The following is a 25,799-nucleotide window of genomic DNA, read 5'->3' as shown; positions in this document are numbered from 1 at the left end:
AGCAGCCAGGAGATCTGCCCGCCGACCTCCGCGCTGAACAACCGGCCGAGTCCGGCGTCCTGGCCCTGCATCATGGTCATGCCACCGCCGGGGCCCGGTTTCGCGCCGTTGCCCGGTCCCTCCGCCTGGCCGAGGATCCGGCCGAACCCGTTGTAACCGAACACCAGATCCCAGGCGGTGCCGTCGGTGCTGCCACTGACGAACGGAGTCCTGCCCGGCCAGAGATCGTGCAGCGCGACCCACCAGAACGAGGAGACGATCAGCACCCCGCCCGCGGCGCCCAGCTCGAGTACCCGGCGCCGCCATGGCGCGGTGGCCGTACCGAGATACGCCAGGGCCAGGGCGGGCACGATGATCCAGGCCTGCAACATCTTCGTCACGAACCCGGCGCCGACCAGGAACGCGCAGCACAGCAACCATCGGGTGCGCGGACCGCCGCGATCCGCCTCGATCGACCGGGTCACCGCGTAGACCGCGGCGATGAGCAGCAGATCGAGCAGGGTGTCGGTGTCGTTGCTCCGGTTCACCGCGACGGTGATCGGGGTCAGCGCCAGGATGCCCGCGGCCAGCAGGGCGACGTTGTCCCCTGCCCAGCGCCGGACCGTGCGCTGCAACAGGAAAACCGCGGCCACGCCCTCGATCACCTGGGGCAGCAGCACCGACCAGCCGTGGAAACCGAACAACCAGACCGAGAACGCCTGCGGCCACAGGGCCATCGGCGGTTTGTCGACGGTTTCCACGCCCTGCGGGTCGAAGGAACCGAACAGGAAGTTCGGGAAGCTCTGCGCCATGGACTTCGCCGCTGCCGCGTAGTACGAGTTCCCCACCTGCCCGGCGCCGATCCGCCAGCCGTACAGCAGCGCGGTGGCCGCACAGATCGTGCCGAGTGCCCAGAGTTGCCATCGTGCGGTCACCGGCACGCGCCGCGTCATCCTCGTCGTCATTCCCGTTCCTATTTGGCACCGCTCGCCGCGGCGCAGTGGTAGAGGACATCGGACATCCCGGCCGGTCCCGGTTGCGGGCCCGCCGGTTTCCGTTCGTGGTTGTGCGCGGATCCGCCGTAGGCGCGCGGATCCACCGGCGTGCAGTGCGACTGGATCCACTCCTGCCGTTTCTTCGCCTGCGGGCTGTCCCCGCCGCCGATCGAGTAGGGCGAATGGGCACCGGGTGTTTTCCGGCCACTGGCCAGTACATAGGCGAGCTTGCCCTCGCGCACCCAGCGCGCCAGCTGGGCCACGGTCGGGGCATCGTCCTCACCGCCGAACCCGCCCATCGCGATGACCGGATCGGCGGAGTTCATGATGAAGTCCGCGCCGGGAGTGGCGCCGGAATTCACCGCGAGCGCGATCTCCGCGCCGCCCTTGTGCCGGTGCGCGTAGTCCAGGATCCGTTGCTGTTCCGCGCTGAGCGCGCCATTCGCCCCACCGGCGAGACCGGGCGGCATGTCCGCGGTGTCCTGTGGTCCCGCCGAGGGCAGGTCGCTGTGGTTGTTCACCGAGGCGACCGACCACACGGCAGGGGCGAACAGCAGCGCGACCACGGCGAGCACGAATCCCGAACGGCCGATCTTCCGCTTGTGGGACGCGGAAATCCGGCCGAGGAACAGTCCGGCGAGCGCGAGCACGGCGAGCGCGATCAGTACCGGACCGACCCAGCCGTTCCACGAGGTGTCCCGGGAGACCAGGAGGAACGCCCATACCGCGGTCAGCACCGTGGCCAGCGGCATCAGCAACCAGGCCGCGGAATCCGAACGGTAGTACCGCCACAGTTTCACCAGTCCGTATCCGGCGACCGCGGCCATCGCCGGGCTCAGCATGCTGGTGTAGTAGGAATGCCAGATGCCCTGCGCGTAGCTGAACACCAGCGCGGTGACCAGCAGCCAGCTCCCCCACAGGAACCATCCGGCGCGCTCGATGGCGTCCCCCTGTTCCCGGGCGCGCAGCCTGCGCACCCCGGCGACGGCGACCATCAGCAGCACCAGCAGGCACAACGGGAGCAGCCAGGAGATCTGCCCACCAACCTCCGCGGAGAACATCCGGCCGAGCCCGGTCTCGCTGTTCCCACCGGAGATCATCAGATGATTTCCCTTACCGCCGGGACCGCCAGGACCACCACCATGCGGACCGGAACCGCCGCCGTGCGGCTGCGGTCCGCCCATGCCCGCCGGGCTCATCCCGAAGATGCGGCCGAGCCCGTTGTAACCGAAGATCAGATCCAGCGCGCTGCCGTTGCCGCTGCCACCCATATAGGGCCGTTTTCCCGGCCACAGACCGTGCAGCGCGACCCACCAGAACGAGGAAACCAGCAGCACCCCGGTTGCGGCGAGCAGGTCGAGCATCCGGCGTTTGAGCGTGGTGTTCGCCGCCAGCAGGTAGGTCAGCGCCACCCCGGGCACGATGATCCAGGCCTGCATCATCTTGGTGGTGAACCCGCAGCCGATGAAAAAGGCGCACCACAGCAGCCATTTCGTGCGCGTCCGGCCGGTTTCGGTCTCGATCGCGCGGGTCAGCGCGTACACCGCGGCCACCAGCAGCAGGATCAGCAGCGTGTCCGGGTTGTTGTACCGGTTGATCACCGCGCTGATCGGGGTGATCAGGAAGATCCCGGCAGCGCAGAGCGCCGCGTTCTCCCCCGCCCAGCGGCGAACCGTGCGGTGCAACAGGAAAACGGTCGCGATCCCGGCCAGAGCCTGGGGCAGCAACAGGGACCAGCCGTGGAAACCGAACACCAGCACCGAGATCGCCTGCGGCCACAACGCCATCGGCGGTTTGTCCACGGTGACCGTGCCATACGCGTCGAAGGAACCGAACAGGAAGTTGGTGAAGCTCTGGGTCATCGACTTCACCGCGGCGGAATAGTAGGTGTTACCGAAGGTCCCGTCGCCGAGCTCCCACAGGTACATGACCGCGGTGGCGAGGAGAATGCCCGCGAGAGTCCGCTGCTGCCATCCCCAGCGGGCGCGGATGGTGCCCGGCCACTGCGTGAGCGGTCGCATCGTGGTCGTCATGCCTGGCTTTCTCCCCTGCCGTTTTCTCTCCCGCCGTGTTCTCCCCGATCCCGGAACACCCAGCCGCGCAGCAGTACGAATCGCCCGGCCGTGCCGAGGAGGAAGGAACCGAGCAGCACGGCGAGTTCCACCGGTCGCGAGGGGCGCGGATCGACGGCATGCAGCAGAATCAGCGAGCCCGTGGTGAACAGGTAGTACAGCGCGAACACGGCGAGCCCCTGGAAATGCACTCTCCCGGTGGAGGTGTTCCGGCTGCAGGCGCCGAGGAAGGTGAACCGCCGGTTGGCCTCGGTGTTCAGCAGGGTGGAGATGATCAGCGAACCGAAGGTGGCCAGCGGAATCGGCCACCACAACCGGAACAGCGCGTACAACAACAGGGTGGTGACCGTGGAGAGCCCGCCGATGATCGCGAAGGACCAGAGCTGCCAGGAGAGCCCGCTGCCGCGGCGCTGGGTGACGATGTCCGGGTGCGCGGCGTGCGGTTCCGGACGCTGTGGCAGCTCGGCGACGCGGGCGTGCCCGGAGGCCTTGGCGCGGGCCACTCGCGCGAGCCCGCGCAGATCATCGCGGACGGTTCCGGCGAGGTGCACCCGGGAATCCATGTCCTCGACCCAGTCGACGGGGACCTCGTGCACCCGCAGCCCGTTGTGCTCGGCGAGCAGCAGCAGCTCGGTGTCGAAGAACCAGGACTCGTCCTGGATGTAGGGCAGCAGCGGGCGGATCACCTCGGTGCGGGCCGCCTTGAAGCCGCACTGCGCGTCGGAGAACCGCGCCCCGTGGGTGAGCCGGATGAGGCCGTTGTAACAGCGGGAGATGAGTTCCCGCTTGCCGCAGCGGATGGTGCGCGAGCCAGGTGTGAGCCGGGACCCGATCGACAGATCGGAGTGCCCATTGATCAGCGGCGCGACCAGCGGGAGCAACGCGTCAAGACCGGTGGACAGGTCGACATCCATGTAGGCGACCACATCGGCGGTGCTGGCCGACCAGGCCTCGCGCAACGCGAGCCCGCGTCCCTTCCGGTCCAGGTGCACCGCCGTGACGCCGTCGACCTCGCTCGCGAGCGCCGTGGCGACCCGCAGCGTGTCGTCCGTGCTCGCGTTGTCCACGATCGTGATCGACCACTCGAACGGAAACTGCTCATCGAGGAATTCCCGCAAAACCTTGATACAACCGGGTAATGTCCGTTCCTCGTTGAAAACCGGGATCGTGATTCCGACCGTGGCCAACGGGGTCGCACATTCGGATTCCCGCATTCGCGGAATCGCCTGCTCGGACGCATTCACAGCGAACGCCCCCGCCCCCGGCACGATCGGTTCTGCCACGGTGATCGGTTCCCGCACAAGGCACACACGCTCCCTCGAAAGAACATCAATTGCCGAAACGAACAACTTCGCCGGCGGGGCGACGACCTGGAAAACCGTCGCCCCGGCCGTTTTCACGATGCCGTCTCCGCTATGAAGGAAGCCTTATGCGGTGCTGAGGAGTTCGTGAGAGCCCATCCGACCGGTTGGGCTCTTCTGCTGTCTGCCGTTGCTCAGGAATCCGTGCGGTGCCGGCAGGTCACCGGTTTGCCGGGAGCGGGCGCGGTGGCCTTGGCGAGTTCCTTCGTGCCGTCCAGCAGGATCCGGCAGCTCAGCAGCGCCTGCCCGGTGGGAGTGGCGGTCAGCTTGGCATCCTTTCCGGCGCTGACGATGGCGTTCGGCTCTTTCCACGGCAGCCCGACCGGACCGGTCACCTTGCGGTCCGAAACCTCGTCCTGATAGCGATCGGCTGAGGCGGAATAGCTGACCGCCGAAAGGGTGCCACCGTTCGGTGCGGTGACCTCATAGCTGATCGCCCAGGATTTCCCCGTGGGATTGGAACAACCCGAAACGGTCCCGATAACGGCCACCGTGACGGCGGCGCAGCACAGGATCCTTGCCTTCATACGATCGTCTCCTCGATTCCGGTTTGTCCCGGATCGTAGAGGCTGTCCGTGACCGGTGCGGAACCGCCGATCCGCGCGGGCGAGGCGAGCACTCGAATCGGTGACAACCCTGATGACGCCCGGCAGGGCCCGAGGTTGCTCCCGGGTGGTTCATGACATCGCGGGCGCACCATCGAGGGCGGCCACGCATCTGTCCATGTGAGAAACCGGCAAGACCTGATGCATGGAAAGTGAGGGGTTGACATGACCAGCACCACCGCCTTCGCCCGCCGCGCGATCGCCGCCACCAGCCTGACCGCCGCCGCGGTGCTGAGCCCGTTCGCCGCCGACGCGGTGGCAGCGACCGCCCCCGGGCACGCCGGCACACCCGCGCCCTCCTCCTGCCGTCCGGCGAACTACCAGGCGAACATCAAGACCGACCACCCCAGCGCCGGCCAGCGGCACTACCGGGTCACGCTGACCGCCGCCCCCGGCTACGCACCCTGCACGCTGCAGGGTTCGCCGCAGGACCTGATCTTCTCCCAGGGCGCCGGTCCCGCGGGGGTCAGCGCCACCACCTACGGCGACCAGCGGACCCCGGTGACCTTCGGTCCGGGCAATCCGGTGCATTTCGACATCAGCACCCCCGACACACCCGGCGGCGCGCCCGTCGACGGGGTCAGCTTCACCCTCGGCGCCCCCGGCGGCGTGATCCCGGGCACCGGCGCGGCCCAGGGCGGTATGGAGGTGGACAAGGGCACCCAGGTGGGCCCGATCGAGGCGGGTGCCTGAGGAATCACCCGTACCCGTCCGGCCGGACCGGCTCGCCCCTGGTGAGCCCGGTCCGGCCGGTGCCGTGTTCCGGGGTGTTTACCGGAGGAACCGCACTCGCTAGCGTCGCTGCGCATGACCACTCCCGAACTGGCCGAGCGGTACGCACGGGCCGAAGCGCTGTTACCGCACAAGCTGAACGACCTGATCCGGACACCGCGGGTGCGGCCGAACTGGATCCGGCACACCGAGACCTTCTGGTACCGGAACAAGACGCCCGAGGGCAGCGAATTCGTCTTCGTGGACGCGGCAGCGGGACAGCGGCGGCCCGCGTTCGATCATGCCCGGCTCGCCGAAGCGCTCGGCGAACTCACCGGTGAACCGGTCGATCCGGTGGCGCTGCCGTTCTCCGCGCTCGAATTCCACGACAACGCGGTGCGGTTCGTGCTCGGGGAACAGCGCATCGAGGTATCGCTGGACACCTACACGGCCACCGTGCACGGTCCGGCGCACAGCGGGGAATCCCTGTCCCCCGACGGCCGCTGGGCAGTGGGATTCCGCGGCTACGATCTCTGCATCCGGGACACCGCGACCGATGCCGAACGGTTGCTCACCACCGACGGCGCGCAGGCGTACACCTACGCGAGCATGCCGGAGGCCGGCGGTTTCCTGGTGATGCAGGAGAATCTCGGATTCCGCATGCCGCCGTTGATCGCGTGGTCCCCGGACTCGAAACGGTTCGTCACGCACCGGCTCGACCAGCGCGCGCTGGACCTGATGCATCTCGTGCGTTCCGCCCCGTTCGACGGCGGGCGGCCGAAACCGATGAGCTACCGCTACGCGATGCCCGGCGATGCCTCGGTCAGCATGGCGGAGTACTTCGTGTTCGAGGCGGACACCGGTGCCGTGACGCGAGCGGACTGCGAACCGTTCCCGATGCCGTTCCTGTCCACGATTCTGCGCGGCCACATCTGGTGGAACGAGGCGGGGACGAGAATCCGTTGGCTGGCCGGGGATCGCACCGAGCGAACGGCCCGGTTGTACGAGTGCGAGCCGGAAACCGGTGCGGTCACCGAGTTGCTCGAGGAATCCAGCGACACCACCGTCCAGTACGGTCCCGACTTCCTCGGCCGCACCGTGCACGTGCTCGCCTCCGGGGAGGTGCTGTGGTGGTCCGAACGCAGCGGTTGGGGGCACCTCTATCTGTACCGGACCGACGGCACGGTCGGCGCGGTCACCTCCGGTGACTGGCTGGTGCGCGCGATCGTCGGCGTGGACGAGCAGCGCCGCCAGGTGGTGTTCACCGCCTCCGGGCGGGAGCCGGGAACCGATGTGTACCTGCAGGAGCTGTACTCGGTCTCGCTCGACGGCGGCGAGATCACCGCGCTCACCGCCGACGGCCTCGACCACGACACGCACCCCAGCAGCTCGGGCCGGTTCTTCGTGGATGTCATGTCCCGATTCGACACCCCCGCCGTCTCGGTGCTCCGCGACGCCAGCGGGGCGGTGGTCCTGGAGCTCGAAACGGCGGACGCCTCGGCGCTCTATGCCGCCGGTTTCACCCCCGCCGAACGTGTGGTGGTGAAGGCGGCCGACGGGGTCACCGATATCTATTGCGCGCTGTACAAGCCTTTCGGCTTCGACCCGGACGAGAAGTACCCGGTCCTCGACGAGATCTACCCTGGCCCGCAGGCGAGCAGCGCCCCGCTTCGCTTCCCGCTCTCCGGCGGGGTCACGACCGTGGCCCAGTCCGGAACGGTCTTCGCCGCGCTCGGGTTCGCCGTCGTCGCGATCGACGGCCGGGGTACTCCGTTGCGGCACAAAGCTTTTCAGGATCACGCCCGGCTTGCCGGGGATGGCCAGTACATCGACGACCACGTCGCGGCCATCAGGCAGCTCGCGGAAACCCGGCCGTGGCTGGACCTGGACCGGGTCGGTATCTTCGGCCATTCCGGTGGCGGCTACGCCTCGGCAAGGGCGATCCTGCAGGAACCGGGCTTCTATCGGGTCGCGGTGTCCTCAGCGGGTGATCACGACGACCGGATCTATCACGCCATGTGGGGCGAGAAATACTACGGACCGGCGGACGAGTTCGACTTCGAAGCGCACGCCAATGTCTCTCTCGCCGGAAACCTCGAGGGGAAACTGCTGCTGATACACGGCGAGATGGACGACAACGTCACCCCGCACCTGACGATGCGCCTCGCGGACGCGCTGATGGCCGCGAACAAGGACTTCGACCTGCTCATCGTCCCGAACGCCGATCACAGCATGCTGGTACACGCGGCCTACTGGATGCGGCGCCGCTGGGACTACTTCGTCCGGCACCTGATGGGCGCCACCCCGCCGGACTACCGCATCGCCGATATCCCGCTCGATCCCGAACGGCTCGGCGAGCTGCTGGGTGGCTGATTTCCCGGCCTGCGGAGCAACCCCACGGCCGGGGTGGACGTCCTCATTGTCAGGTGACCGGACGAGAGGGGATCCAGAATCATGTCGAGGCGTCTTCGAGCCTTCGCGCTACTGTTGTCGATTCCGGTGCTGGGTGCCCTCGCCGCCACCGCCCCGGCGGCCGCGGTCATCGGCGGATCGGTGAGCACCCACGGCCCCTGGGCGGTGCGCATGCTGGTGGACGGCAAACCGGAATGCACCGGAACCGCCATCAGCAAGGAATGGATCATCAGCGCATCCCACTGCTTCTTCGAGCACGCCGAGCCGATCGCCGATTCGCGCATCGAGTTCCGGGTCGGCAGCCTGGACCAGCGCACCGGGAAACCCGTGCACCCGGTGCAGAACAGCCGTCGTGGCTCGGATGTCGCGGACATGATGCTGATCAAGGTGCCCCCGATGCCGGTCACTCCCGCGAAACTGCCCTCCTCCGGACCGGTGAAACCGGGCCAGCAGGTGCGGCAGCTGGGCTGGGGCGCGACCTGCACCGGGGACGAGAACAGCTGCCAGTCCGATGTGCTCCGGCAGTCCGAACTACGCGTCCTGCCCGCAACGGACAAGCGCTGCAAGGGTTTCGCGATCCCGAACGGACCGGATTTCTGTTCGGTGTCCGTCTCCGGTGTACCGGCGGGCGGTGATTCCGGCGGACCGGTGATGTCCACGAGTCCCGGACAGGCCGACACCCTCATCGGGGTGTTCAACAGTTCGGATCGCGCCAGCATGGCCGGAACCGGCGATGTGTCCCGGCAGCTGAACTGGATCCGGGACACGATCCGGAACTGACTCAGGGCATGCCGAGTACCGCGCGCAGTGCGGACTCGAGCAGATCGAGGCCGGTGTGCAGCTCGCTCTCCTCGACCGTCAGCGGCGGGGCGATCCGGAAAATCCCGCCCATACCGGGCAATTGCACGATGTTCATGTGCAAGCCGCGTTCCAGGCAGGCGGCGGTCACCTGCTGGCCGAGCCGGTCGGCCGGTGCCCTGCTCGCCTTGTCCGTCACCAGTTCGATGCCCTGCAACAGGCCACGGCCGCGCACATCGCCGACCACCTCGTAGCGGTCCCGGAGCTCGAGCAGTCGCTCCGTCAGCTGCTTCCCGAGCATCTGAGCCCGGCTCACCAGACCGTCGCGCTCCAGCACGGTCAGCACGGTCAGCGCGACCGAGGCAGGCAGCGGATCCGAGACATGCGTGGTGAAGAACAGGAATCCCCGCTCGTGACAGGTCTGCTCGATCCGTTCGGAGGTCATTACCGCAGCGACGGGCAACCCGGCACCGAGCGTCTTGGACAGGGTGAGCAGATCCGGGACCACACCATCGCGCTCGAACGCGTACCTGGTTCCGGTGCGCCCCAGACCGGTCTGTGCCTCGTCGAGGATCAGCAGCATCCCGCGCTCGGCGCAGTACTCGCGCAGCCGGGCGAGGTATCCCTCGGGCAGTTCGATGATGCCGCCGGAGGACAGGATCGGTTCCACGAGACAGGCCGCCAGATTGCCCGAGGACTGCTGATCGATGAGCCCGAACCCGTATTCGAGCTCGGCCTCCCAGTCATAGGAGCCGTCCGCGGCGCGGAACGGGGAACGATAGGCATTGGGCGTCGGCAGCGTCAGGTTTCCCGGCGCCGCCGGACCGTAACCGCGCCGTCCTGCCGAGAACGTGGCACCGGCCGCGCCGGAGGTCATGCCGTGCCACGACCGGTCGAAGGCGACGACCTCGTAGTTGCCGGTGTACAGCTTCGCCATCTTGATGGCCGCCTCGTTCGCCTCGGCCCCGGTGCTGAGCAACAACATCCGGCTCAGCGAGGCGGGCAGTGTCCCGGCGAGCCGCCGCGCCAGCTCGACAACCGGCCTGCTCAGCATTCCGGAGTACAGATGGTCCAGGTTCGCCGCGCTCTCGGCGACCGTCCGGACCACATCCGGATGCGAGTGCCCGAGCAGGGCGCTCATCTGCCCGGAAGTGAAGTCCAGGATCGCGGTCCCATCGGCGGCGTAGACATACGAACCCGCCGCCCGTTCGATGATGCGCGGGGTGAAACCGCCGCCATACCGGACAAGATGGTTCGCGGCGTCCCGCCAGAATTCCTGTTCGTCCACTCCGTACTCCCGTCCCGCCGTTCGGGGAAACCGACCCGGCGAGCCTAAACGCCGGGCCCGGGTGACGGCGCCCGGACCTGGTGGCGATCAGGACGTGCCGAGCTCGTGCAGCTCCGCGTCCAGCAGCCGGTCCGGATCGAACTCCATCCCGGTGAAGTGGCCGGCGAGTTCGAGCGAGAGCACGCCGTGCAGGCGGGTCCAGAAGGACATCGCGTGCCGCAGGACCGCGCCCGGTACCGGGGAACCATCCGCGCGGGTGCGGCGGTTCGCGAACTCGGCGTCGAACGGTGTCGCCGGTTTCCCCGCCATCGGCGCCTCGGATGCCTCCAGCAGCACCACCATGACCTCGTCCGCGATCGCGGTGATGTCCTCGGGCGCGTGGTACCCGGGCACGGGGGTGCCGTAGATGAGGAAGTACCGCTGCGGATCGGCGCGGGCCCAGTCCCGGATCGCGTGCGCCAGGCCCGCGAGGTCGGCACCCGCCTCGTGAGCGGCGCGCACGGCGTCGGCGAAGCTACGGTAGGCGTCCCGGATGAGCGCGGTGATCAACTCGTCGCGATTGGCGAAGTACCGGTACAGCGCGGGTCCGCTCATGCCCAGCTGTTTGGCGATCGCGTTCAGCGAGAGCGCGGGCACCCCCTGCGTGGCGATCTGTTCCCAGGCGTGCTGCTTGATCTCCGCGCGCACCTGAGCCCGGTAGCGATCCCGCGGGCTCCGCCCCTGCGCCTCGGTCATCGGCGCCCCTTCCCTGGTCGAGCCCGCGATCCGGTTAGAAGCTATCACCTTCCTTATCAATGATCACACCTGTCGGCGAGCCGCGCGCCCGCCGGTGCTAACCTCGCGGTTGTCCCACAGCTTCGCGGAAATGAGCATGATGGCGCCCTCAGCAGGAACTTCGCAGACCGGTACGACAACGGTCGGGGCCGCCGAGGTGGAGCGGGCACGTGAACGCCTCGACGGGGTGCTCTCGCACACCCCGTTGATCCGCAATGAGCGGCTCTCCGCGGCCACCGGCGGTGAGGTCTGGCTCAAGCGCGAGGATCTGCAGTCGGTGCGGTCCTACAAGATCCGCGGCGCCTACAACCTGATCGCCCAGCTCGACCCGGATGCCGCGGCGGCGGGCGTGGTGTGCGCGAGCGCCGGGAACCACGCCCAGGGTGTCGCTTTCGCCTGCGCCAGCCTCGGCATCCACGGCCGGGTGTACGTACCGCGCACCACCCCGAGGCAGAAGCGGGTGCGGATCGCGGCCATCGGCGGGAAGTGGATCGAGGTGATCGTGCACGGCGATGCCTATGACGACGCCCAGTCCGCCGCGTTCGCCCACGCCGAGAAGACCGGCGCCACCGTGGTGCCGGCCTTCGACGATCCGCGCACCATCGCCGGCCAGGGCACCGTCGCCGGGGAGATCCTCGAACAGCTCGGCCGGGCGCCGGACCGGATCCTGGTCCCGGTCGGCGGTGGCGGGCTGCTCGCCGGAATGTCGGCCTGGCTCACCGAACGCCACCCCGGGGTCGGCCTGCTCGGTGTGGAACCGGCCGGGGCCGCGAGCATGACCGCCGCGCTGGAGGCCGGGGCACCGGTCACACTGGAGACCGTGGATCCGTTCGTCGACGGGGCCGCGGTGCGCACGGTCGGCGCGCACACCTTCCCGATCGTGCGGGACACTGGCGCCGGGATCACCCGGGTCGAGGCGGGTGCGGTCTGTGTGGAGATGCTCGACCTCTACCAGACCGACGGCATCATCGCCGAGCCCGCGGGAGCACTGGCCAGCACCGCGGCCACCCTGGTGCCCGCCGAACCGGGAGCGGTCACGGTGTGCGTGCTCTCCGGCGGGAACAACGACGTCAGCCGGTACAGCGAGATCCTCGAGCGCTCACTCGTGCACGAAGGGCTCAAGCACTACTTCCTCGTGGAGTTCCCGCAGGAGCCGGGCATGCTGCGGTTGTTCGTGGACCGGGTGCTCGGGCCGGACGACGACATCACGCTGTTCGAGTACATCAAGCGCAACAACCGCGAGACCGGCCCCGCACTGGTCGGCATCGAGCTCGGCAGCCGCGAGGACCTGCCCGCGCTGCAGTCCAGGATGGACGAGAGCCCGATGCGCATCCAGCGGGTGGACCCGGAATCCGGACTGTTCCGGTTCCTGCTCTGAGGGTTCCCGCCGCCGGGTCTTCCCGCGCTGGGGTTTCCGCACTGGGGTTTCCGCGCTGGGCCGGATGGTTCACGGGCGCGGATGGTCGAACAGGTTCGGCTGCCCCGCACGGTGGCGCTGCGCGTCGATCTTCTTCAGCCCGTCGAACTCCGGTGGCTGATAGCGGGTGAACACCGGAACCCGCTCCGCGGCCGATCCCGCCTCCTCGAGCAGGGCATTGACCGCGTGCCGTGCGGCCTCATTGGCGCCCTCCATGGTGGCCAGGTCGAAATCGGTGCGCACATAGTCGGCGGCGAGGAAAAGGTTGGGAATACCGGTGTCCGCGCTCGGCCGGTTGCGCCACGAACCGATGCCGTTGACCAGTAGCCGCTCGTCATTGGTGTTCTGCCCGGCCGCGGCCGACCAGCTGATCGCGGGATCGAGCTGCCAGGCGCGCACGATGCCACCGGGCAGCTGTTCCGCTCCCCTGTCGTTGAGCGCGGCCTGCAGCTGCGCCCACACCTCGTGGTAGATCTGCTCGCGGCTGCACCGTTTCGCGGGTTTGCCGAACAGGATTCCCGGGGTGTCCCAGTCCGCGATGTCGATCGTCAGCCCGTTCACGCTCGAGCCGTCCCCGTACTTGTGCCGGTAATCGGTGCGCCAGAAGGAATCCTGGGTGTACGAGGTGAGCCGCCACGGCGCGTCGAGGTAGATGTTGAACCCGTTGCCCAGCGGGGTGTCCTTGTCCACGAAGAACTGGATGCCGTTCATCCAGTCCATGGTCAGCCGGTCCATGTTCGCCAGCCCGGGTGCGGCGCCGCGGATCTGCGGGGACCACAGCCCCCGCGCCCGGTCGGTGGGGACGGCGCAGACGAACCAGTCGGCTTCGATGGTGTGCGTGCCGTTCGCGCTCCTGGCCCGGGCGCCGGTGATCCGTCCGCCCTCGAAGGTGAGCCCTTCGACGGTGTCCCCGACCCGGAACCGCACACCCAGCCCGCGCAGGTGCGCCACCCACGGATCCAGCCACGCCTCGTTGGTCGGCCCGTTGAGCACCTCGTAGACCTTCGGCCCGCCACCGACCTCGCGCAGCACCGCGAGCAGGAACTGTTCGGCCATGTTCCCGATCGTGCGGGTACTCGCCACGCGTTCCTTCGCCGCGACCAGTGCCCGGGTCAGCCCGGTCGCGGCCAGGTTCTGGTACTCCGCCGAGCGGCTGCGCGCACCGACGAAATCCCACCAGCTGGTGTTCTCCCACTGGCCGAAGCGGCGCTGCTCGCTGCTGGTGAAGAACACGAGGAAGCGTTCCACGAGGTATTCGGCGTCCGGCAGCGAAACCTCGTGCTGTTTGAGGATTCCCTCGATGAGGATGCTCCGGAGCCCTTCCGGGGTGAGTACCTCGCGCGGATCGAAGTAGAAGCCGAACAGCAGCGGATTCCCGTCGGCGCGCCCGTTCGCCCTGGCATAGCGCACATCCCCGAAGGAGAACGGAATCAGGTTGTCGTAGACCCCGTTCTGCTTGCCCGATACCGGAATCCGCCGCATCGAATCGTGAATGTGCTGGTAGAACGAGGTGAACCCGCGCGCACCGTGTTCCCCGGGAAGCGGTAGCCGTCCCCCACTGGCGCTGCCGGGAACCGGGATGGTCCGGGATTTCCCGCCGAGTGCCTTGCGTTCGTACACGGTGACCGAGAATCCGCGCTCGGCCAGTTCCTGTGCCGCGGTCAGCCCGCCGATCCCGGAACCGAGCACCGCGACCCGGCGCCCGGCGCCGGTGGCGGCCGATGCGGTCGCGGAATTCACGGCCGTTCCCGCCATACCGGCGATCCCTGCCGCGGCGGCCCCGCGCAGGAGTGTGCGCCTGCTCAGTTCCGCGTCCCGGTGCTGCTCGGTCATCACGATCACCTCATCGTGGTCGAATCTGACTATCGCGATCGTCATCTTCACAGAAATCCCGTACGGTGGCAACGAACCTGACCCCGATGAGCGAGGGAGCCACGGTGAGCGGCACATCCCGGCGCCCGGTGCGCCCCTATGGCGGAGTCGGGGCGAGCGAACGGGTCGCCGCCCGGCGCGCCCGGATCATCGGCGCGGGCACCGAACTGTTCGGCAAAAGCGGCTATCTGGCCACCGGGGTGAAGGACATCTGCCGCGCGGCCGGGCTGACCGACCGCTACTTCTACGAGTCCTTCCGCGGCACGAGGGAACTGTTCCTCACCGTGTTCGACACGATCATCGGGGACCTGTTCGCCGCCGTCGCCGAACAGGTCGCCGCCGCACCCGCGGGGCGCGAACAACAGCTGCGCGCGGGCATCGCGACCTTCCTGCGCGCCCTCGACGCGGACCGGCGCACCCTGCGGATCGTGTTCGCCGAACCGGCCTGCGCGGGTCCCGAGGCCGAGGCGCACATGCGCGATTCGCTGCGCCGCTTCGCCCAGCTCGTCGCCGACACCGCACGCGCGACCAGATCCGGGAACCACTCGCCCATCCCCATCGAGCTGTTCGCCCACGCCGTGGTCGGCATGCTGGAGCGGGTGCTCGTGGAGAAGCAGGACGACCAGCTGGATCTGCCCATCGAGGAGCTCATCGAGCACTGCACGACACTCGCCCAGGCGATGCTGGACCGGGTGGACGCCGGCGCGGCCGGGTGACTCGCACCCCTATGGCGAATCGCGTACAGTAGCCAGCCAGTCACGGCGGCTCGCAGCGGCCGCCCGCAGGCCGAGGGGAACGGATGACCGCGAGCGTGGACGCCACCGCAGAACAGGCCGCGGCTCCCGGGCTGAGCCGCAACCGGATCAACGCTGTGTTCGCGGCCGTCGCACTGGGCATGCTGCTCGCGGCGCTGGACCAGACCATCGTGGGCACCGCCCTGCCCACCATCGTCGGCGACCTCGGTGGCGGCGGGCACCTGTCCTGGGTGATCACCTCGTATCTGCTCGCCGAGACGATCATGACCGCGATCGTGGGCAAGCTCGGCGATCTGTTCGGGCGCAAGCTGATGTTCCAGCTCGCGGTGATCGTGTTCACCGGCGGCTCGTTCTTCTGCGGCTTCGCCGACAGCATGGTGTGGCTGATCGCGGCGCGCGCGATACAGGGCCTCGGCGCCGGTGGGCTGATGGTCACCGCGACCGCACTGGTCGCCGATGTGGTGCCGCTGCGCGAACGCGGCAAGTACCAGGGCGTGCTCGGCTCGGTGTTCGGTGTGGTCACCGTGCTCGGGCCGATGCTCGGCGGGGTGTTCGTGGACCAGCTGTCCTGGCGGTGGGCGTTCTACGTGAACGTGCCGGTCGCGGTGCTCGTGCTGATCGTGACCGCGAGCGCGATGCCCAGTGTCACCACCAAGGTCAAGGCGGCGATCGATTATCTGGGCATCCTGCTCATCGGGCTCGCCGCGACCGGGCTGACCCTGGTCACCAGTTGGGGCGGCACCCAGTACGACTGGGATTCCCCGGTGATCATCGGCATGGCGGCCGGTTCGGTGCTGCTGCTCGTGCTGTTCGTGTTCGCCGAACGCCGGGCGAAGGAACCGACGCTGCCGCTGCGGTTGTTCCGCAATCCGGTGTTCACCGTGGCGAGCGCGCTCAGTTTCGTCGTCGGTTTCGCGATGCTCGGCGCACTGTCCTATCTGCCGACCTATCTGCAGTACGTGCACGGCATCTCGGCGACCGATTCCGGGGTGCGGATGCTTCCCATGGTGCTCGCGCTGCTCGTCGCCGGGGTGATCGCGGGCAACCTGGTCGGCAAGACCGGGCACTACAAGAGTTTCCCCATCCTCGGCGGGATCGGGCTGACCCTCGGCCTGTATCTGCTGTCCACGATGACCCCGGCGAGCGGGTTCTGGGAGATGTCGGCCTATCTCGTGGTGCTCGGCCTCGGGATCGGGCTGAGCATGCAGGTGCTCGTCATCGTCGTGCAGAACACCGCCGAATACCGCGATCTGGGCGTGGCCACCTCCGGGGTCACCTTCCTGCGTTCGATGGGTTCCTCGTTCGGGGCGGCGGTGTTCGGCACCATCTACGCCAACCAGCTGGCCCCCAACATGGCCCGCGCGAGCAGTGCGCATCCGCTGCCCCGCGGGCTCGATCCGCACGCGGTCCAGGTGCCCACCGCGCTGCACCGGTTACCGGAATCCGTTGCCGCGCCGTACATCCAGGCCTACAGCGACTCGCTGCACACGGTCTTCCTCTACGCCGCCCCTGCCGGGCTGCTCGCCCTGTTGCTCGCGCTGTTCCTCAAACAGGTCCCGTTGCGCGATACGGCGCGCGCCGGTGCGCCCGACCTCGGCGACGGCTTCGCGATGCCCGAACCGAGCGATCGCGAGCAGGACCTGGAACGCGCGGTCGGGCGGCTGCTCGCCAAGGAGGGCAAGGAGATCGCCACCACGATCACCGAGCGCTCGGGTTGCGTGCTCGATCAGGGCGGGCTCTGGTGCCTCGCCCAGGTGCGGCTGCGGGAACGCCGGGAGAAGCCGACCTCGCTCGCCGTGATCGGTGCCGACTTCGGGATCCCGCCCGAGGTTTTCGAGCCCGCCTTCACCAAGCTGGAGGAGGCCGGCTACCTGCACGCGATCGGTCCGGTGTGGACGGTCACCGAACCGGGGCTGGTGGAACTGCGGAAACTGCTGCACACCTGGCAGGAATGGCTCACCGATCGGTTGCACGACTGGGGAACCGAGGGCTGGGGCATCGAGGGCCGGGAGGAGCTCTACGAAGCGCTCGGCAGGGTGGCCAACCGGATCCTCGACCAGGCCACCGACGAGCGCCCCTACGGGAAACACGCGCTGGTCTGAGGGCGGCTCAGGCGTTCGCGAGATCGTCGAAGATCAGCAGGGTCGTGGTGCCGAGCACCCCGGGGATCTCCTGGAGCTTGTCGAGCACCAGATGGCGCAAGTGCTCATTGGATGTGGTGCGCACCAGGAGCACCACGTCGAACTCCCCGCCGACCAGCGCCATGTGCTTGACCTCCGGTAACCGGCGCAGATGCTCGGTGAGATCGCGCCAGCTGTTCTGCCGCACGGTCAGCGTCACATAGGCCGAGGTGGACAGGCCGCAGCGGGCGGGATCCACCGTCGCGGTGAATCCGGTGAGCACCCCGCTCTTCTTCAGCCGCTCGATCCGGTTGTAGGCCGCAGCCCGGGAGATGTTGATCCGCTCGGCGAGCACTCGGACCGAGAGCCGCCCGTCCTGGCTCAGCTCGCGCAGGATGTGCTCGTCGATCTCGTCCAGCGCGGGCGCCATTCGTCCAGCGACCCGTGCCTCGATGGGTTCCTCACTGGACATATGACTCCTCATGAGCACGTGGTTCGGCAATTCGTATCGTGATGAGGCCAGATTCTAGCCGGTCATTCGAGGATCGACACACAATTGCGCCGTTCCGTCTTGCCCGGAGGTGTGCATGACCGAGATCGTGCGGCTGCTCGATACCGATGGCACCGTGCTCGACCACGAGCGCCACGCCTTTCCCGAACCGGAGCGCCTGCTCGAGCAGTACCGCGGCCTGGTGCTCGGCCGCAGGTTCAACGAACAGGCGAACAGCCTGGTACGGCAGGGAAAGCTCGCGGTGTATCCGTCCTCGCGCGGCCAGGAGGCCTGTCAGATCGGTGCGGCCGAGGCGCTGCGCGAGGGTGACTGGCTGTTCCCCACCTACCGGGACACCGTGGCCGTGGTGCAGCGCGGGGTTCCGCCGGTCGAGGCGCTCACCCTGCTCACCGGGGACTGGCACTGCGGTTACGACCCGCTCGCCCACCGGGTCGCCCCGCAGGCCACCCCACTGGCGACCCAGCTGCCGCACGCGGTCGGGGTCGGCCACGCCGCCCGGCTGCGCGGTGAGGACACCGTGGTGCTCGCGCTGTGCGGGGACGGAGCGACCAGTGAGGGGGATTTCCACGAGGCGCTGAACTTCGCAGCCGTGTTCACCTCGCCGGTGGTTTTCCTGGTACAGAACAACAAGTACGCGATCTCGGTTCCGCTCTCCCGGCAGACCGCTGCGGAATCCTTGGCGGACAAGGGAATCGGCTACGGCATGCCCGCGGTCCTCGTGGACGGCAACGATCCGGCCGCGGTCACCGCGGTCCTCGACGAGGCGGTGGCCCGTGCGGCGAGCGGCAACGGGCCCACTCTCGTCGAGGCGGACACCTACCGCCTCGAAGCGCACACCAATGCCGACGACGCGGGCCGCTATCGCAGTGAGCGGGAGGTGGCGGAGTGGACCGAACGCGATCCGCTCCCCCGCCTGCGCGCGTACCTGCGTGGTACCGGGCTGCTCGGCCCGGCGCGGGAAGCCGAACTCGAGGAGGCCGCCGAGGAGCTGGCTTCCCATGTGCGCCAAGGAGTTTCCGCGCTGACCCCACCGGAACCGGGTGCCCTGTTCACCGAGGTGTACGGCACCGCGACCCAACGGCTGGCCACCCAGGCGGCCCTGCTGGACACCGAACTGCATGCGGGGGCTGGTGTCCGATGAGCGCCGAGAAGCTGACGATGGCCGCGGCGATCAACACCGCGCTGCGGGACGCGATGCGCGCCGACGACTCGGTGCTGGTGTTCGGTGAGGACGTCGGGCCGCTCGGCGGGGTGTTCCGGGTGACCGAGGGCCTGGCCGACTCCTTCGGCGCGGCACGGTGTTTCGACACCCCGCTTGCCGAATCCGGGATTCTCGGCATGGCGATCGGGCTCGCCATGAACGGCATGCGCCCCGTGGTGGAGATGCAGTTCGACGCCTTCGCCTACCCGGCGTTCGAGCAGATCACCAGCCACCTCGCGAAGATGCGCAATCGCACCCGCGGGGCACTGCGCCTTCCCGTGGTGGTCCGGGTGCCCTACGCGGGCGGGATCGGCGGGGTCGAGCACCACTGCGATTCCTCCGAGTCCTACTACGCGCACACTCCGGGACTGACCGTGCTCGCCCCGGCCACCAGCGCGGACGCCTACGGCCTGCTGCGCGCGGCCATCGAGTACCCGGACCCGGTGATCTTCCTGGAACCCAAGAAGCGCTATTTCGCCAGCGAGGAGACCGACATCCGGGCACCGGTCGCGCCGATCGGCACCGCGGAGCTGCGGCGTGCCGGTCGCGACGCCACGCTGATCGCCTACGGGCCTTCGGTCCCGGTCGCGCTCGCCGCCGCCGAACAGGCCGCGGCCGAGGGACGCGAGCTCGGCGTGCTCGATCTGCGGTCCCTCGTGCCACTGGACGAGCACACGGTCACCGAAGCGGTGCGGGCGACCGGGCGCGCGGTGGTGATCGCCGAGACACCCGGCTTCGCCTCGGTGGCCGCGGAACTGGCCGCCCTCATCGGCGAGCGCTGCTTCCACCACCTCGAGGCCCCGGTGCGCCGGGTCACCGGTTTCGACATTCCGTACCCGCCGCCGAAACTCGAACGCCATCACCTGCCCTCCATCGACCGCATCCTCGATGCCGTGGACGAACTGCAATGGGAGTACGCATGAGTTCCCAGACCTTCCTCCTTCCCGATCTCGGCGAAGGACTGACCGAGGCCCAGCTGATCCGCTGGCTGGTCGAACCGGGCGAACGAATCGGCGTGGACGCCCCGGTCGCCGAGGTCGAGACCGCGAAGGCCGCGGTCGAGGTGCCCTCCCCCTACGGCGGGGTGATCGAGACGCTGCACGGGACCGAGGGCGCGGTGCTCAAGGTCGGTGAGCCGCTGATCTCGGTGGCCGATGGCGAGGAATCCGGTGGCGAGGAATCCGGCGGCGGTTCGGGGAATGTGCTCATCGGGTACGGCACCACCGCGAAACCCGAACCCGGCCACCGTGGGCGCCGCCGCCCGGCCGTGGTCTCGCCGGTGGTACGCAAGCTCGCCAGGGAGGCCGGGGTCCCGCTGGACCGGATCCGTGGCACGGGCGCCGATGGGCTGATCACCCGCGCCGATGTCGAGGCCGCGATCGGACCGCGGGAGAGCGCGACGGCCGATGCGCGCACCGGCCTCGGGGTCCGCGAGCGGATCCCGCTGACCGGCACCAGGAAAGCGATCGCCGAGGCACTTTCCCGCAGCCGCGAGGAAATCCCCGAGGCAACCGTCTGGGTGGACGTGGACGCCACCGCGCTGCTCGCCCTGCGCGCCGAGCTGGGCGGGCCGGGGCTGCTGGCCTTCCTCGCCCGGTTCACCGTCGCCGGGCTCGCCCGCTATCCCGCCCTCAACTCCCGCGTCGACGAGCGGGCGGGCGAGATCGTGCACCTCGACGGGGTCAACCTCGGGATCGCCACCCAGACCGAGCACGGACTGCTCGTCCCCGCCGTCACCGCGGCACACACCCGCAACGCGCGCGAGCTGGACACCGCCATCCGGGAGGTCGTCGCGGCGGCCCGGGCCGGATCGGTGCACGGCACGGGCTCGTTCACCATCAACAACTACGGCCGGTTCGGCGTGGACGGCAGCGCGGCCATCATCAACCACCCCGAGGCCGCCATTCTCGGGATCGGGCGCATCCTGGACCGCCCGTGGATCGTGGACGGCGAAGTGACCGCGCGCCGGATCACCCAGCTGTCCCTGGTGTTCGACCACCGGGTCTGCGATGGGGAGACCGCGGCCGGATTCCTCCGGTTCATCGCCGACGCCGTGGAATCCCCCGTGGCCGCGCTGGCCAGTCTGTAGCCGGATCGCCGTTAGACTGATCCCGTTGTCGATCATGAACGGGTGTGATGCGGTGATGCGCGCGGTACGAGTCGTCGAACTGGACGGGCCCGGTTCGGTCCGGCTGGACGAGATCCCCGAGCCAGAACCGAACGGCGTGGTCATCGAGGTGTACGCGGCCGGAGTCGCCTTCCCGGATGTGCTGCTGACCCGCGGGCTCTACCAGATGAAGCCGGATCCGCCGTTCGTGCTCGGTGCCGAGCTCGCCGGGGTGGTGCGCTCGGCCCCCGCGGACAGCGGGTTCGCCAAAGGCGACCGGGTCACCGGGCTGAGCATGCTCGGCAACGCGATGGCCGAGGTCGCGGTGCTGCCCCCGCAGACGGTGTTCCGGTTGCCGGACAACGTATCCCTGCGGGCCGCGGCCGGGCTGCCGTTCAACGACCTCACCGTGCACTTCGCGCTGCGCGAGCGGGGCCGGATCACCGAGGGTGAGACCGTGCTGGTGCACGGCGCCGCGGGCGGGATCGGCACATCCACCCTCCGGCTCGCCGGGGCACTGGGCGCGGGCCGCACCATCGCCGTGGTGAGCACCGAGGAGAAGGCCGCCGTGGCCCGGGCCGCCGGGGCCACGGACACCGTGCTCACCGAGGGCTGGCTCGACCAGGTCAAGGAACTGACCGGCGGGCGCGGCGTGGACATCGTGGTGGATCCGGTCGGCGGGGACCGGTTCACCGACAGCGTGCGGTCGCTGTCCCGTGCGGGCCGGGTACTGGTACTCGGCTTCACCGGCGGAGAGATTCCCACCGTCAAGGTCAACCGCCTGCTGTTGAAGAACGCGGCCGTGATCGGCGTCGGCTGGGGCGAATGGGTACTCGGCAATCCCGGTTATCTGGCCGAACAGTGGGCCGAACTGGAACCGCTGCTCGCCTCCGGCGCACTGAGCGCACCGGAACCGGTGTGCCTTCCCCTCGAGCACGCAGCCGAGGCGCTCGCCGCCCTGGAGAACCGCACCGCGACCGGCAAGCTCGTGCTCACCGTCCGCTGACACCGTCGGCTGGGACCGCACCGGTCTCGGCGAGGAAGCCGGTGAGCACCTCGGTGAGCCGCTCCGGCTGGTCTTCCGGGATGAGGGTGCCCGAGCTGGCGATCTCGACCAGCCGGGAGTCGGGGAACAGATCGGCTAGCCTGCGCCCGTGCGCCCGGGGCATCAACTTGTCCTTGTCCGCCCACACCACCAGTACCGGCCGGTCGAACTCCCGCAGCCGTTCGCTCAGTTCCAGCAGCCGGGCCCGTTTCGGCGCGGAGGTGGCGAACTTGACGAAGTCCCGCAGCACGTTCGCGTCCCTGCTCAGCGGTTCGAACCAGTCCCGCATGACCTCGTCGGGCACCCCGTGCAGGCTCAGGGCACCGTAGGCCTGGCGACTCTGCCGGAACCACTTCCTGCCGAACAGCCACACGGCGAGCCTCGGGCCGCCGGGGATACGCAGCAGCCGGGCGAGTCCCTTGGCCGAACCGGGCGGGAAATTGTCGAACGCCTCGCAGGCCACGAACACCAGCCTGGCCACTCGTTCGGTGCGCCCCTCGGCGACCAGGAACTGCGGGCCGCCCCAGTCGTTCATCACCACGGTCACGTCCCGCAGGTCGAGGCGTTCCAGGAACTCCGCGAGCAGGCGGGCGAGCCCCTGCTGGGTCAGGTCGGCATCGGCATGCATCGGGGTGCGGTGCCCGCCGAGCGGGAGCGTCGGGAGCACACAGCGGTAGCCGCGCAGCAGCGGCACGACCTTGCGCCACTGCGTCTCGTTCATCGGCAGCCCGTGGGTCAGCACCAGAACGGGCCCGTCACCCCCGGTGTCGAGGTAGTCGACCGGTCCCGCCGAAAGTTCGATTCGAGGCATGACATCTCCTCTTGATAGATCGTTCTAATGTAGGCTAGCAGCAGCACCGCGGATCCGGAAGGCGAGAGGAGCACCAGATGGGCACAGCGCAGCCGGACACCCGGACCAGGATTCGCGAGGCAGCAGCGATGTTGTTCCGCCGCAACGGTTTCCCGGGAACGGGACTGAAATCGATCGCTGCGGAGTCCGGGGCTCCGTTCGGCTCGATCTATCACTTCTTCCCCGGTGGCAAGGAACAGCTCGCCGAGGACACGATCCGCACGACCGGCCCGGAGTACATGCGTCTGGTACTGAGCCTGATCGAGGAGGCCACGGACCCCCTCGAGGCACTGGGCGAAGCCTTCGACGCGGCCGCGGCCACCCTCGCGGCCACCGATTACGCGGACGCCTGCCCGATCGCCACCATGGCACTCGAGGTGGCGAGCACCAACGAGAGACTGCGCATCGCCACCGCCGAGGTGTTCGCGGACTGGGTCGAAGTGGGCATCCGGTGGTTCGCCCGCTGGGTCGACGATCCGGCCACGGCCCGCGAACTCGCCCAGTCGATGATCATGCTCCTGGAGGGCGCGTTCCTGCTGAGCCGTGCCGCACGGGATCCGGAGCCGATCCATGCGGCCGGGCGCTCCATGGTCGCCCTCACCCGCACCGCGATCGAGCGATCGGCCTGACCCGTCCTCCCTGTTCGTCGCGCCGTGTTCACCGCTCGCGAAAAGCGGCACCCGGTCGTGCGCTGATCCCTAAGCTGTGCCCGGTGAACACACCGTGGGATCCCGCGACACCCGGCCTTCTCCGGCTGCCTTCCGGGCGGCTCCTTCGCGGTCGCGGCCTGCGCAACGGACTGCCCGAAGGACAGCGGCCCACCTTCGCGCTCTATCTGCTCGGCCGCACCCCGCCCGCGGTCGAGTGGGAATCCCGATGGGTACGCTGGCCGGATTTCCGCTTGCCCGCCGACCGGCCCGCCGCACGTGCCGCCCTGGTCGAAGCGCTCGACCGCGCGGAGACCGAACGGGTGGAACTGGCCTGCGGTGGCGGTATCGGGCGCACCGGAACCGCGCTCGCCTGCCTCGCCGTGCTCGACGGGGTTCCCGCTACGGAGGCGGTCGACTACATCCGGGAACGCTACTCCCCGCGGGCCGTGGAAACTCCGTGGCAGCGCCGGTTCATCCGCCGATTCCGCTGAACCCCGGAAACTGTCGGTGCCCGGCTCTACGCTTGCGGGCATGAACGAACTCACCGGCATTGCCGCCGATCTGCACCGCTACCTGCAACAGTCCCGCGAACACGTGCTCGCCAAGCTGGACGGCCTTTCCGAGTACGACATCCGCCGCCCGTTGACCCCGAGCGCGACGAACCTGCTCGGCCTCGTCAAGCACCTCGCCACCGTCGAATTCGGCTACCTCGGCGCCTGCGTGGGGCGTCCCGGAACTATCACCCTGCCCTGGGTGGACGACGAGTCCATCTGGGACGGCGCGGACATGTGGGCGCAGGCCACCGAATCCTCGGCCGAACTGCGCGAGCTCTACCGGAGCGTGTGGCGGCACTCCGACGAATCCATCGCCCGGCTCGGCCTCGACGCACCCGCTCGGGTGCCCTGGTGGCCCGAGGAGCGAAGGGACACCACACTCGGCTCACTGCTCGTGCGGATGGTCGACGAAACCGCGCACCACGCGGGCCACATCGACATCGTCCGGGAACTGATCGACGGGAAAGGCGGCACCGACGCCGAGGACCTCGGGGGCGCCGAGTGGTGGCGGAACTACTACGCCAAGGTGTCCGAGGCCGCCGAACAACACCGGAAACCCTTGGCGTGACAGGGAAAAGGCGCCGATCGGCCGACGCTTCCTGGCCGAATCCAGGGCTGTAACGGCATCCGAGCTTCTCCGAGACACTTGGCAGACTCACATGGGCTTTCGGAATCGTCGCGCTCGCCTTCCGCCCCGTGCCGATCCTCAACAATGTCGGAGCGATCATCGGCGGTGCCGGTCGTACTCGGCATCATCGGAATCTGGAAATCCGCGCGTGGCATGCCCATCTCCGGTGTCGTCGGTGATCAGCTCACCAACATGCCGATCCCCACTGCCCCAACGATGTAGGCCCCCTACCCGAAAAGAGCACACGCTGATCCGCTCGAGCGATTTCCGGCGAAGCAGTTCATCGGCAGAGATTTTCTGGTAGTATAGATGTTATGAGCACTGGGGAAAACGGAACGATACTGTCGAGCCGGGAGCGGTTGGATCGGTTTGTCGAGCAGGCTGCTGTGGTGCGGCGTGCCGAGGCAGAGTTGCTGCATCAGCTTGCCGAACTCGATAAGGAGGGTGCGCCGGTCGAGTTCGGGTATTGCGGTTCGGCGGCGACTTTGGCGCAGGATGTGTTGCGCATCGGCCGTGCCGAGGCACGTCGGATGGCCGAGCGGGCTCGCGCACTGTTTGGTGCGCTGGGGATCAGCGGGGAACCACTCTCCCCGGATCTGCCGCACACCGCCGAAGCCTATTCACGCGGAGAGGTCGGTATCGAACACGTGGACCGGATCCGCCAGTTTGCCGCTGAACTCCCCGCGGAAGTCCTGATCGGAGATTCCTGGCCGATCGCGGAAAAGGCCCTCGCCCACATCGCCGGGGAGATCGGACCGCGTGGGCTCATCCGGCCGATCAGAGAACTACGGGCACGGCTCGATCCGGACGGGCAGGCACCCACCGATCGCGAGCCTGCCCGCCCGGATCGGGAAATCTGGCTCCGGCAACACGCAAACCAGTGGGAGATCCGCGGACGCCTGGACTACGAAACCGGACTCAAACTCCGCAGCGTCCTCGATGCGCTCGGGAAACCCCGCAGCAGCGAAGCCAACGGCGGCACACCCGACACCCGCACCCCAGCAGAACGCGACGCCGACGCGTTCGCCGACGTGATTCAACTCGCCGCGAACCCGGAAAACCTTCCCGAATCAGGCGGCGAACCGTTCACCATC

The 25,799-nt window shown here is 68.7% G+C and carries 23 protein-coding genes; 14 read left to right on the top strand and 9 right to left on the bottom strand.

The features are described 5' to 3' along the window. The 4 genes from AD72_RS31520 to AD72_RS31505 all read right to left on the bottom strand — a co-directional run. A partial coding sequence (locus AD72_RS31520; protein WP_197285131.1) for an ArnT family glycosyltransferase occupies nucleotides 1–944 on the bottom strand: 944 nt, incomplete at its 3' end. Between the two features lie 8 nt (nucleotides 945–952). Then, nucleotides 953–3,007, bottom strand: coding sequence for an ArnT family glycosyltransferase (locus AD72_RS31515; RefSeq protein WP_051899223.1), 2,055 nt, complete (start codon nucleotides 3,005–3,007; stop codon nucleotides 953–955). Further along, the gene (locus AD72_RS31510) at nucleotides 3,004–4,260 is read right to left on the bottom strand and encodes a bifunctional glycosyltransferase family 2/GtrA family protein (protein WP_031470288.1); all 1,257 of its coding nucleotides are present in this window, start codon (nucleotides 4,258–4,260) and stop codon (nucleotides 3,004–3,006) included. Before AD72_RS31510 ends, AD72_RS31515 begins: the two co-directional genes overlap by 4 nt. Nucleotides 4,261–4,541: 281 nt before the next feature. Continuing rightward, complete coding sequence (locus AD72_RS31505; RefSeq protein WP_031470287.1) at nucleotides 4,542–4,934, bottom strand: hypothetical protein; 393 nt, start codon at nucleotides 4,932–4,934, stop codon at nucleotides 4,542–4,544. Between the two features lie 243 nt (nucleotides 4,935–5,177). Here AD72_RS31505 and AD72_RS31500 point away from each other — a divergent pair, with 243 nt between their 5' ends. The 3 genes from AD72_RS31500 (at nucleotide 5,178) to AD72_RS31490 (ending at nucleotide 8,915) form a co-directional block, all read left to right on the top strand. Next, entirely contained in the window at nucleotides 5,178–5,705 is a 528-nt protein-coding gene (locus AD72_RS31500; protein ID WP_031470286.1) for a DUF4232 domain-containing protein, read from the top strand. A 114-nt stretch (nucleotides 5,706–5,819) separates the two neighbouring features. Next, a complete protein-coding gene (locus tag AD72_RS31495; protein WP_031470285.1) occupies nucleotides 5,820–8,096 on the top strand; it encodes a S9 family peptidase in 2,277 nt (758 codons plus the stop codon). Nucleotides 8,097–8,177: 81 nt separating this feature from the next. Further along, nucleotides 8,178–8,915 (top strand): S1 family peptidase, encoded by a 738-nt coding sequence (locus tag AD72_RS31490; RefSeq protein WP_031470284.1) that lies wholly within the window; start codon nucleotides 8,178–8,180, stop codon nucleotides 8,913–8,915. Between the two features lies 1 nt (nucleotide 8,916). On the opposite strand, the gene AD72_RS31485 is transcribed toward AD72_RS31490, so the two are convergent. Together AD72_RS31485 and AD72_RS31480 are read right to left on the bottom strand one after the other, a co-directional pair. Next, on the bottom strand, nucleotides 8,917–10,221 hold the full coding sequence (locus tag AD72_RS31485; protein ID WP_031470283.1) for an aspartate aminotransferase family protein: 1,305 nt from the start codon (nucleotides 10,219–10,221) through the stop codon (nucleotides 8,917–8,919). 87 nt (nucleotides 10,222–10,308) lie between these two features. Next, nucleotides 10,309–10,956: a TetR/AcrR family transcriptional regulator gene (locus AD72_RS31480; protein ID WP_031470282.1), complete on the bottom strand. Its 648-nt coding sequence runs from the start codon at nucleotides 10,954–10,956 to the stop codon at nucleotides 10,309–10,311. Nucleotides 10,957–11,092: 136 nt separating this feature from the next. Here AD72_RS31480 and ilvA point away from each other — a divergent pair, with 136 nt between their 5' ends. Next, a complete protein-coding gene (ilvA, locus tag AD72_RS31475; RefSeq protein ID WP_082469261.1) occupies nucleotides 11,093–12,373 on the top strand; it encodes a threonine ammonia-lyase IlvA in 1,281 nt (426 codons plus the stop codon). Between the two features lie 69 nt (nucleotides 12,374–12,442). Here ilvA and AD72_RS31470 read toward each other — a convergent pair whose 3' ends face one another. Continuing rightward, the gene (locus AD72_RS31470) at nucleotides 12,443–14,245 is read right to left on the bottom strand and encodes a hydroxysqualene dehydroxylase (RefSeq protein ID WP_051899224.1); all 1,803 of its coding nucleotides are present in this window, start codon (nucleotides 14,243–14,245) and stop codon (nucleotides 12,443–12,445) included. A gap of 86 nt (nucleotides 14,246–14,331) precedes the next feature. Between AD72_RS31470 and AD72_RS31465 the strand changes: the two genes are divergently transcribed. Next, complete coding sequence (locus AD72_RS31465) at nucleotides 14,332–15,000, top strand: TetR/AcrR family transcriptional regulator (protein WP_037348000.1); 669 nt, start codon at nucleotides 14,332–14,334, stop codon at nucleotides 14,998–15,000. 83 nt (nucleotides 15,001–15,083) lie between these two features. Then, nucleotides 15,084–17,141, top strand: coding sequence for an MDR family MFS transporter (locus AD72_RS31460; RefSeq protein WP_031470278.1), 2,058 nt, complete (start codon nucleotides 15,084–15,086; stop codon nucleotides 17,139–17,141). 7 nt (nucleotides 17,142–17,148) lie between these two features. Here the strand turns inward: AD72_RS31460 and AD72_RS31455 are convergent, their stop codons facing one another. Next, nucleotides 17,149–17,631, bottom strand: a complete 483-nt coding sequence (locus tag AD72_RS31455; RefSeq protein ID WP_031470277.1) for an Lrp/AsnC family transcriptional regulator — start codon at nucleotides 17,629–17,631, stop codon at nucleotides 17,149–17,151. 115 nt (nucleotides 17,632–17,746) lie between these two features. Here AD72_RS31455 and pdhA point away from each other — a divergent pair, with 115 nt between their 5' ends. Genes pdhA through AD72_RS31435 form a run of 4 tightly spaced genes read left to right on the top strand, consistent with a single transcriptional unit; the run spans nucleotide 17,747 to nucleotide 21,984 of the window. Then, nucleotides 17,747–18,811: a pyruvate dehydrogenase (acetyl-transferring) E1 component subunit alpha gene (gene pdhA, locus AD72_RS31450; RefSeq protein ID WP_031470276.1), complete on the top strand. Its 1,065-nt coding sequence runs from the start codon at nucleotides 17,747–17,749 to the stop codon at nucleotides 18,809–18,811. After that, a complete protein-coding gene (locus AD72_RS31445) occupies nucleotides 18,808–19,794 on the top strand; it encodes an alpha-ketoacid dehydrogenase subunit beta (RefSeq protein WP_031470275.1) in 987 nt (328 codons plus the stop codon). The genes pdhA and AD72_RS31445 overlap by 4 nt, the downstream gene beginning before the upstream one ends. Next, nucleotides 19,791–20,960: a dihydrolipoamide acetyltransferase family protein gene (locus AD72_RS31440; RefSeq protein WP_031470274.1), complete on the top strand. Its 1,170-nt coding sequence runs from the start codon at nucleotides 19,791–19,793 to the stop codon at nucleotides 20,958–20,960. The genes AD72_RS31445 and AD72_RS31440 overlap by 4 nt, the downstream gene beginning before the upstream one ends. 55 nt (nucleotides 20,961–21,015) lie before the next feature. Continuing rightward, nucleotides 21,016–21,984, top strand: a complete 969-nt coding sequence (locus AD72_RS31435; protein WP_031470273.1) for an NADPH:quinone oxidoreductase family protein — start codon at nucleotides 21,016–21,018, stop codon at nucleotides 21,982–21,984. On the opposite strand, the gene AD72_RS31430 is transcribed toward AD72_RS31435, so the two are convergent. Next, a complete protein-coding gene (locus AD72_RS31430) occupies nucleotides 21,971–22,834 on the bottom strand; it encodes an alpha/beta fold hydrolase (RefSeq protein ID WP_031470272.1) in 864 nt (287 codons plus the stop codon). The two genes, AD72_RS31435 and AD72_RS31430, sit on opposite strands and share 14 nt — an antisense overlap. A 77-nt stretch (nucleotides 22,835–22,911) precedes the next feature. Between AD72_RS31430 and AD72_RS31425 the strand changes: the two genes are divergently transcribed. The 4 genes from AD72_RS31425 to AD72_RS31410 all read left to right on the top strand — a co-directional run. After that, the gene (locus tag AD72_RS31425; protein ID WP_031470271.1) at nucleotides 22,912–23,502 is read left to right on the top strand and encodes a TetR/AcrR family transcriptional regulator; all 591 of its coding nucleotides are present in this window, start codon (nucleotides 22,912–22,914) and stop codon (nucleotides 23,500–23,502) included. 83 nt (nucleotides 23,503–23,585) lie between these two features. Further along, a complete protein-coding gene (locus tag AD72_RS31420; RefSeq protein WP_031470270.1) occupies nucleotides 23,586–24,014 on the top strand; it encodes a protein-tyrosine phosphatase family protein in 429 nt (142 codons plus the stop codon). Nucleotides 24,015–24,054: 40 nt separating this feature from the next. Continuing rightward, nucleotides 24,055–24,645 carry a DinB family protein gene (locus AD72_RS31415; RefSeq protein ID WP_031470269.1) on the top strand — a complete coding sequence of 197 codons (591 nt, stop codon included), beginning with the start codon at nucleotides 24,055–24,057 and terminating at the stop codon, nucleotides 24,643–24,645. Between the two features lie 374 nt (nucleotides 24,646–25,019). Next, a partial coding sequence (locus tag AD72_RS31410) for a DUF222 domain-containing protein (protein WP_231645078.1) occupies nucleotides 25,020–25,799 on the top strand: 780 nt, incomplete at its 3' end.

The sequence above is a fragment of the Sciscionella sediminilitoris genome (assembly GCF_000737195.2).
In the GTDB taxonomy this organism is placed as follows: domain Bacteria; phylum Actinomycetota; class Actinomycetes; order Mycobacteriales; family Pseudonocardiaceae; genus Sciscionella; species Sciscionella sediminilitoris.
This window is presented reverse-complemented; position numbering and strand designations above follow the sequence as displayed.

What these genes read in the sequence shown, in the direction of transcription:
- AD72_RS31435 (WP_031470273.1), top strand. Translation starts at nt 21,016, where the DNA reads ATGCGCGCGGTACGAGTCGTCGAACTGGACGGGCCCGGTTCGGTCCGG.
- AD72_RS31425 (WP_031470271.1), top strand. Translation starts at nt 22,912, where the DNA reads ATGGGCACAGCGCAGCCGGACACCCGGACCAGGATTCGCGAGGCAGCA.
- AD72_RS31415 (WP_031470269.1), top strand. Translation starts at nt 24,055, where the DNA reads ATGAACGAACTCACCGGCATTGCCGCCGATCTGCACCGCTACCTGCAA.
- AD72_RS31445 (WP_031470275.1), top strand. Translation starts at nt 18,808, where the DNA reads ATGAGCGCCGAGAAGCTGACGATGGCCGCGGCGATCAACACCGCGCTG.
- pdhA (WP_031470276.1), top strand. Translation starts at nt 17,747, where the DNA reads ATGACCGAGATCGTGCGGCTGCTCGATACCGATGGCACCGTGCTCGAC.
- AD72_RS31515 (WP_051899223.1), bottom strand. Translation starts at nt 3,007, where the DNA reads ATGACGACCACGATGCGACCGCTCACGCAGTGGCCGGGCACCATCCGC.
- ilvA (WP_082469261.1), top strand. Translation starts at nt 11,093, where the DNA reads ATGATGGCGCCCTCAGCAGGAACTTCGCAGACCGGTACGACAACGGTC.
- AD72_RS31480 (WP_031470282.1), bottom strand. Translation starts at nt 10,956, where the DNA reads ATGACCGAGGCGCAGGGGCGGAGCCCGCGGGATCGCTACCGGGCTCAG.
- AD72_RS31465 (WP_037348000.1), top strand. Translation starts at nt 14,332, where the DNA reads ATGAGCGAGGGAGCCACGGTGAGCGGCACATCCCGGCGCCCGGTGCGC.
- AD72_RS31455 (WP_031470277.1), bottom strand. Translation starts at nt 17,631, where the DNA reads ATGTCCAGTGAGGAACCCATCGAGGCACGGGTCGCTGGACGAATGGCG.
- AD72_RS31430 (WP_031470272.1), bottom strand. Translation starts at nt 22,834, where the DNA reads ATGCCTCGAATCGAACTTTCGGCGGGACCGGTCGACTACCTCGACACC.
- AD72_RS31460 (WP_031470278.1), top strand. Translation starts at nt 15,084, where the DNA reads ATGACCGCGAGCGTGGACGCCACCGCAGAACAGGCCGCGGCTCCCGGG.
- AD72_RS31500 (WP_031470286.1), top strand. Translation starts at nt 5,178, where the DNA reads ATGACCAGCACCACCGCCTTCGCCCGCCGCGCGATCGCCGCCACCAGC.
- AD72_RS31495 (WP_031470285.1), top strand. Translation starts at nt 5,820, where the DNA reads ATGACCACTCCCGAACTGGCCGAGCGGTACGCACGGGCCGAAGCGCTG.
- AD72_RS31490 (WP_031470284.1), top strand. Translation starts at nt 8,178, where the DNA reads ATGTCGAGGCGTCTTCGAGCCTTCGCGCTACTGTTGTCGATTCCGGTG.
- AD72_RS31440 (WP_031470274.1), top strand. Translation starts at nt 19,791, where the DNA reads ATGAGTTCCCAGACCTTCCTCCTTCCCGATCTCGGCGAAGGACTGACC.
- AD72_RS31470 (WP_051899224.1), bottom strand. Translation starts at nt 14,245, where the DNA reads ATGACCGAGCAGCACCGGGACGCGGAACTGAGCAGGCGCACACTCCTG.
- AD72_RS31505 (WP_031470287.1), bottom strand. Translation starts at nt 4,934, where the DNA reads ATGAAGGCAAGGATCCTGTGCTGCGCCGCCGTCACGGTGGCCGTTATC.
- AD72_RS31510 (WP_031470288.1), bottom strand. Translation starts at nt 4,260, where the DNA reads ATGCGGGAATCCGAATGTGCGACCCCGTTGGCCACGGTCGGAATCACG.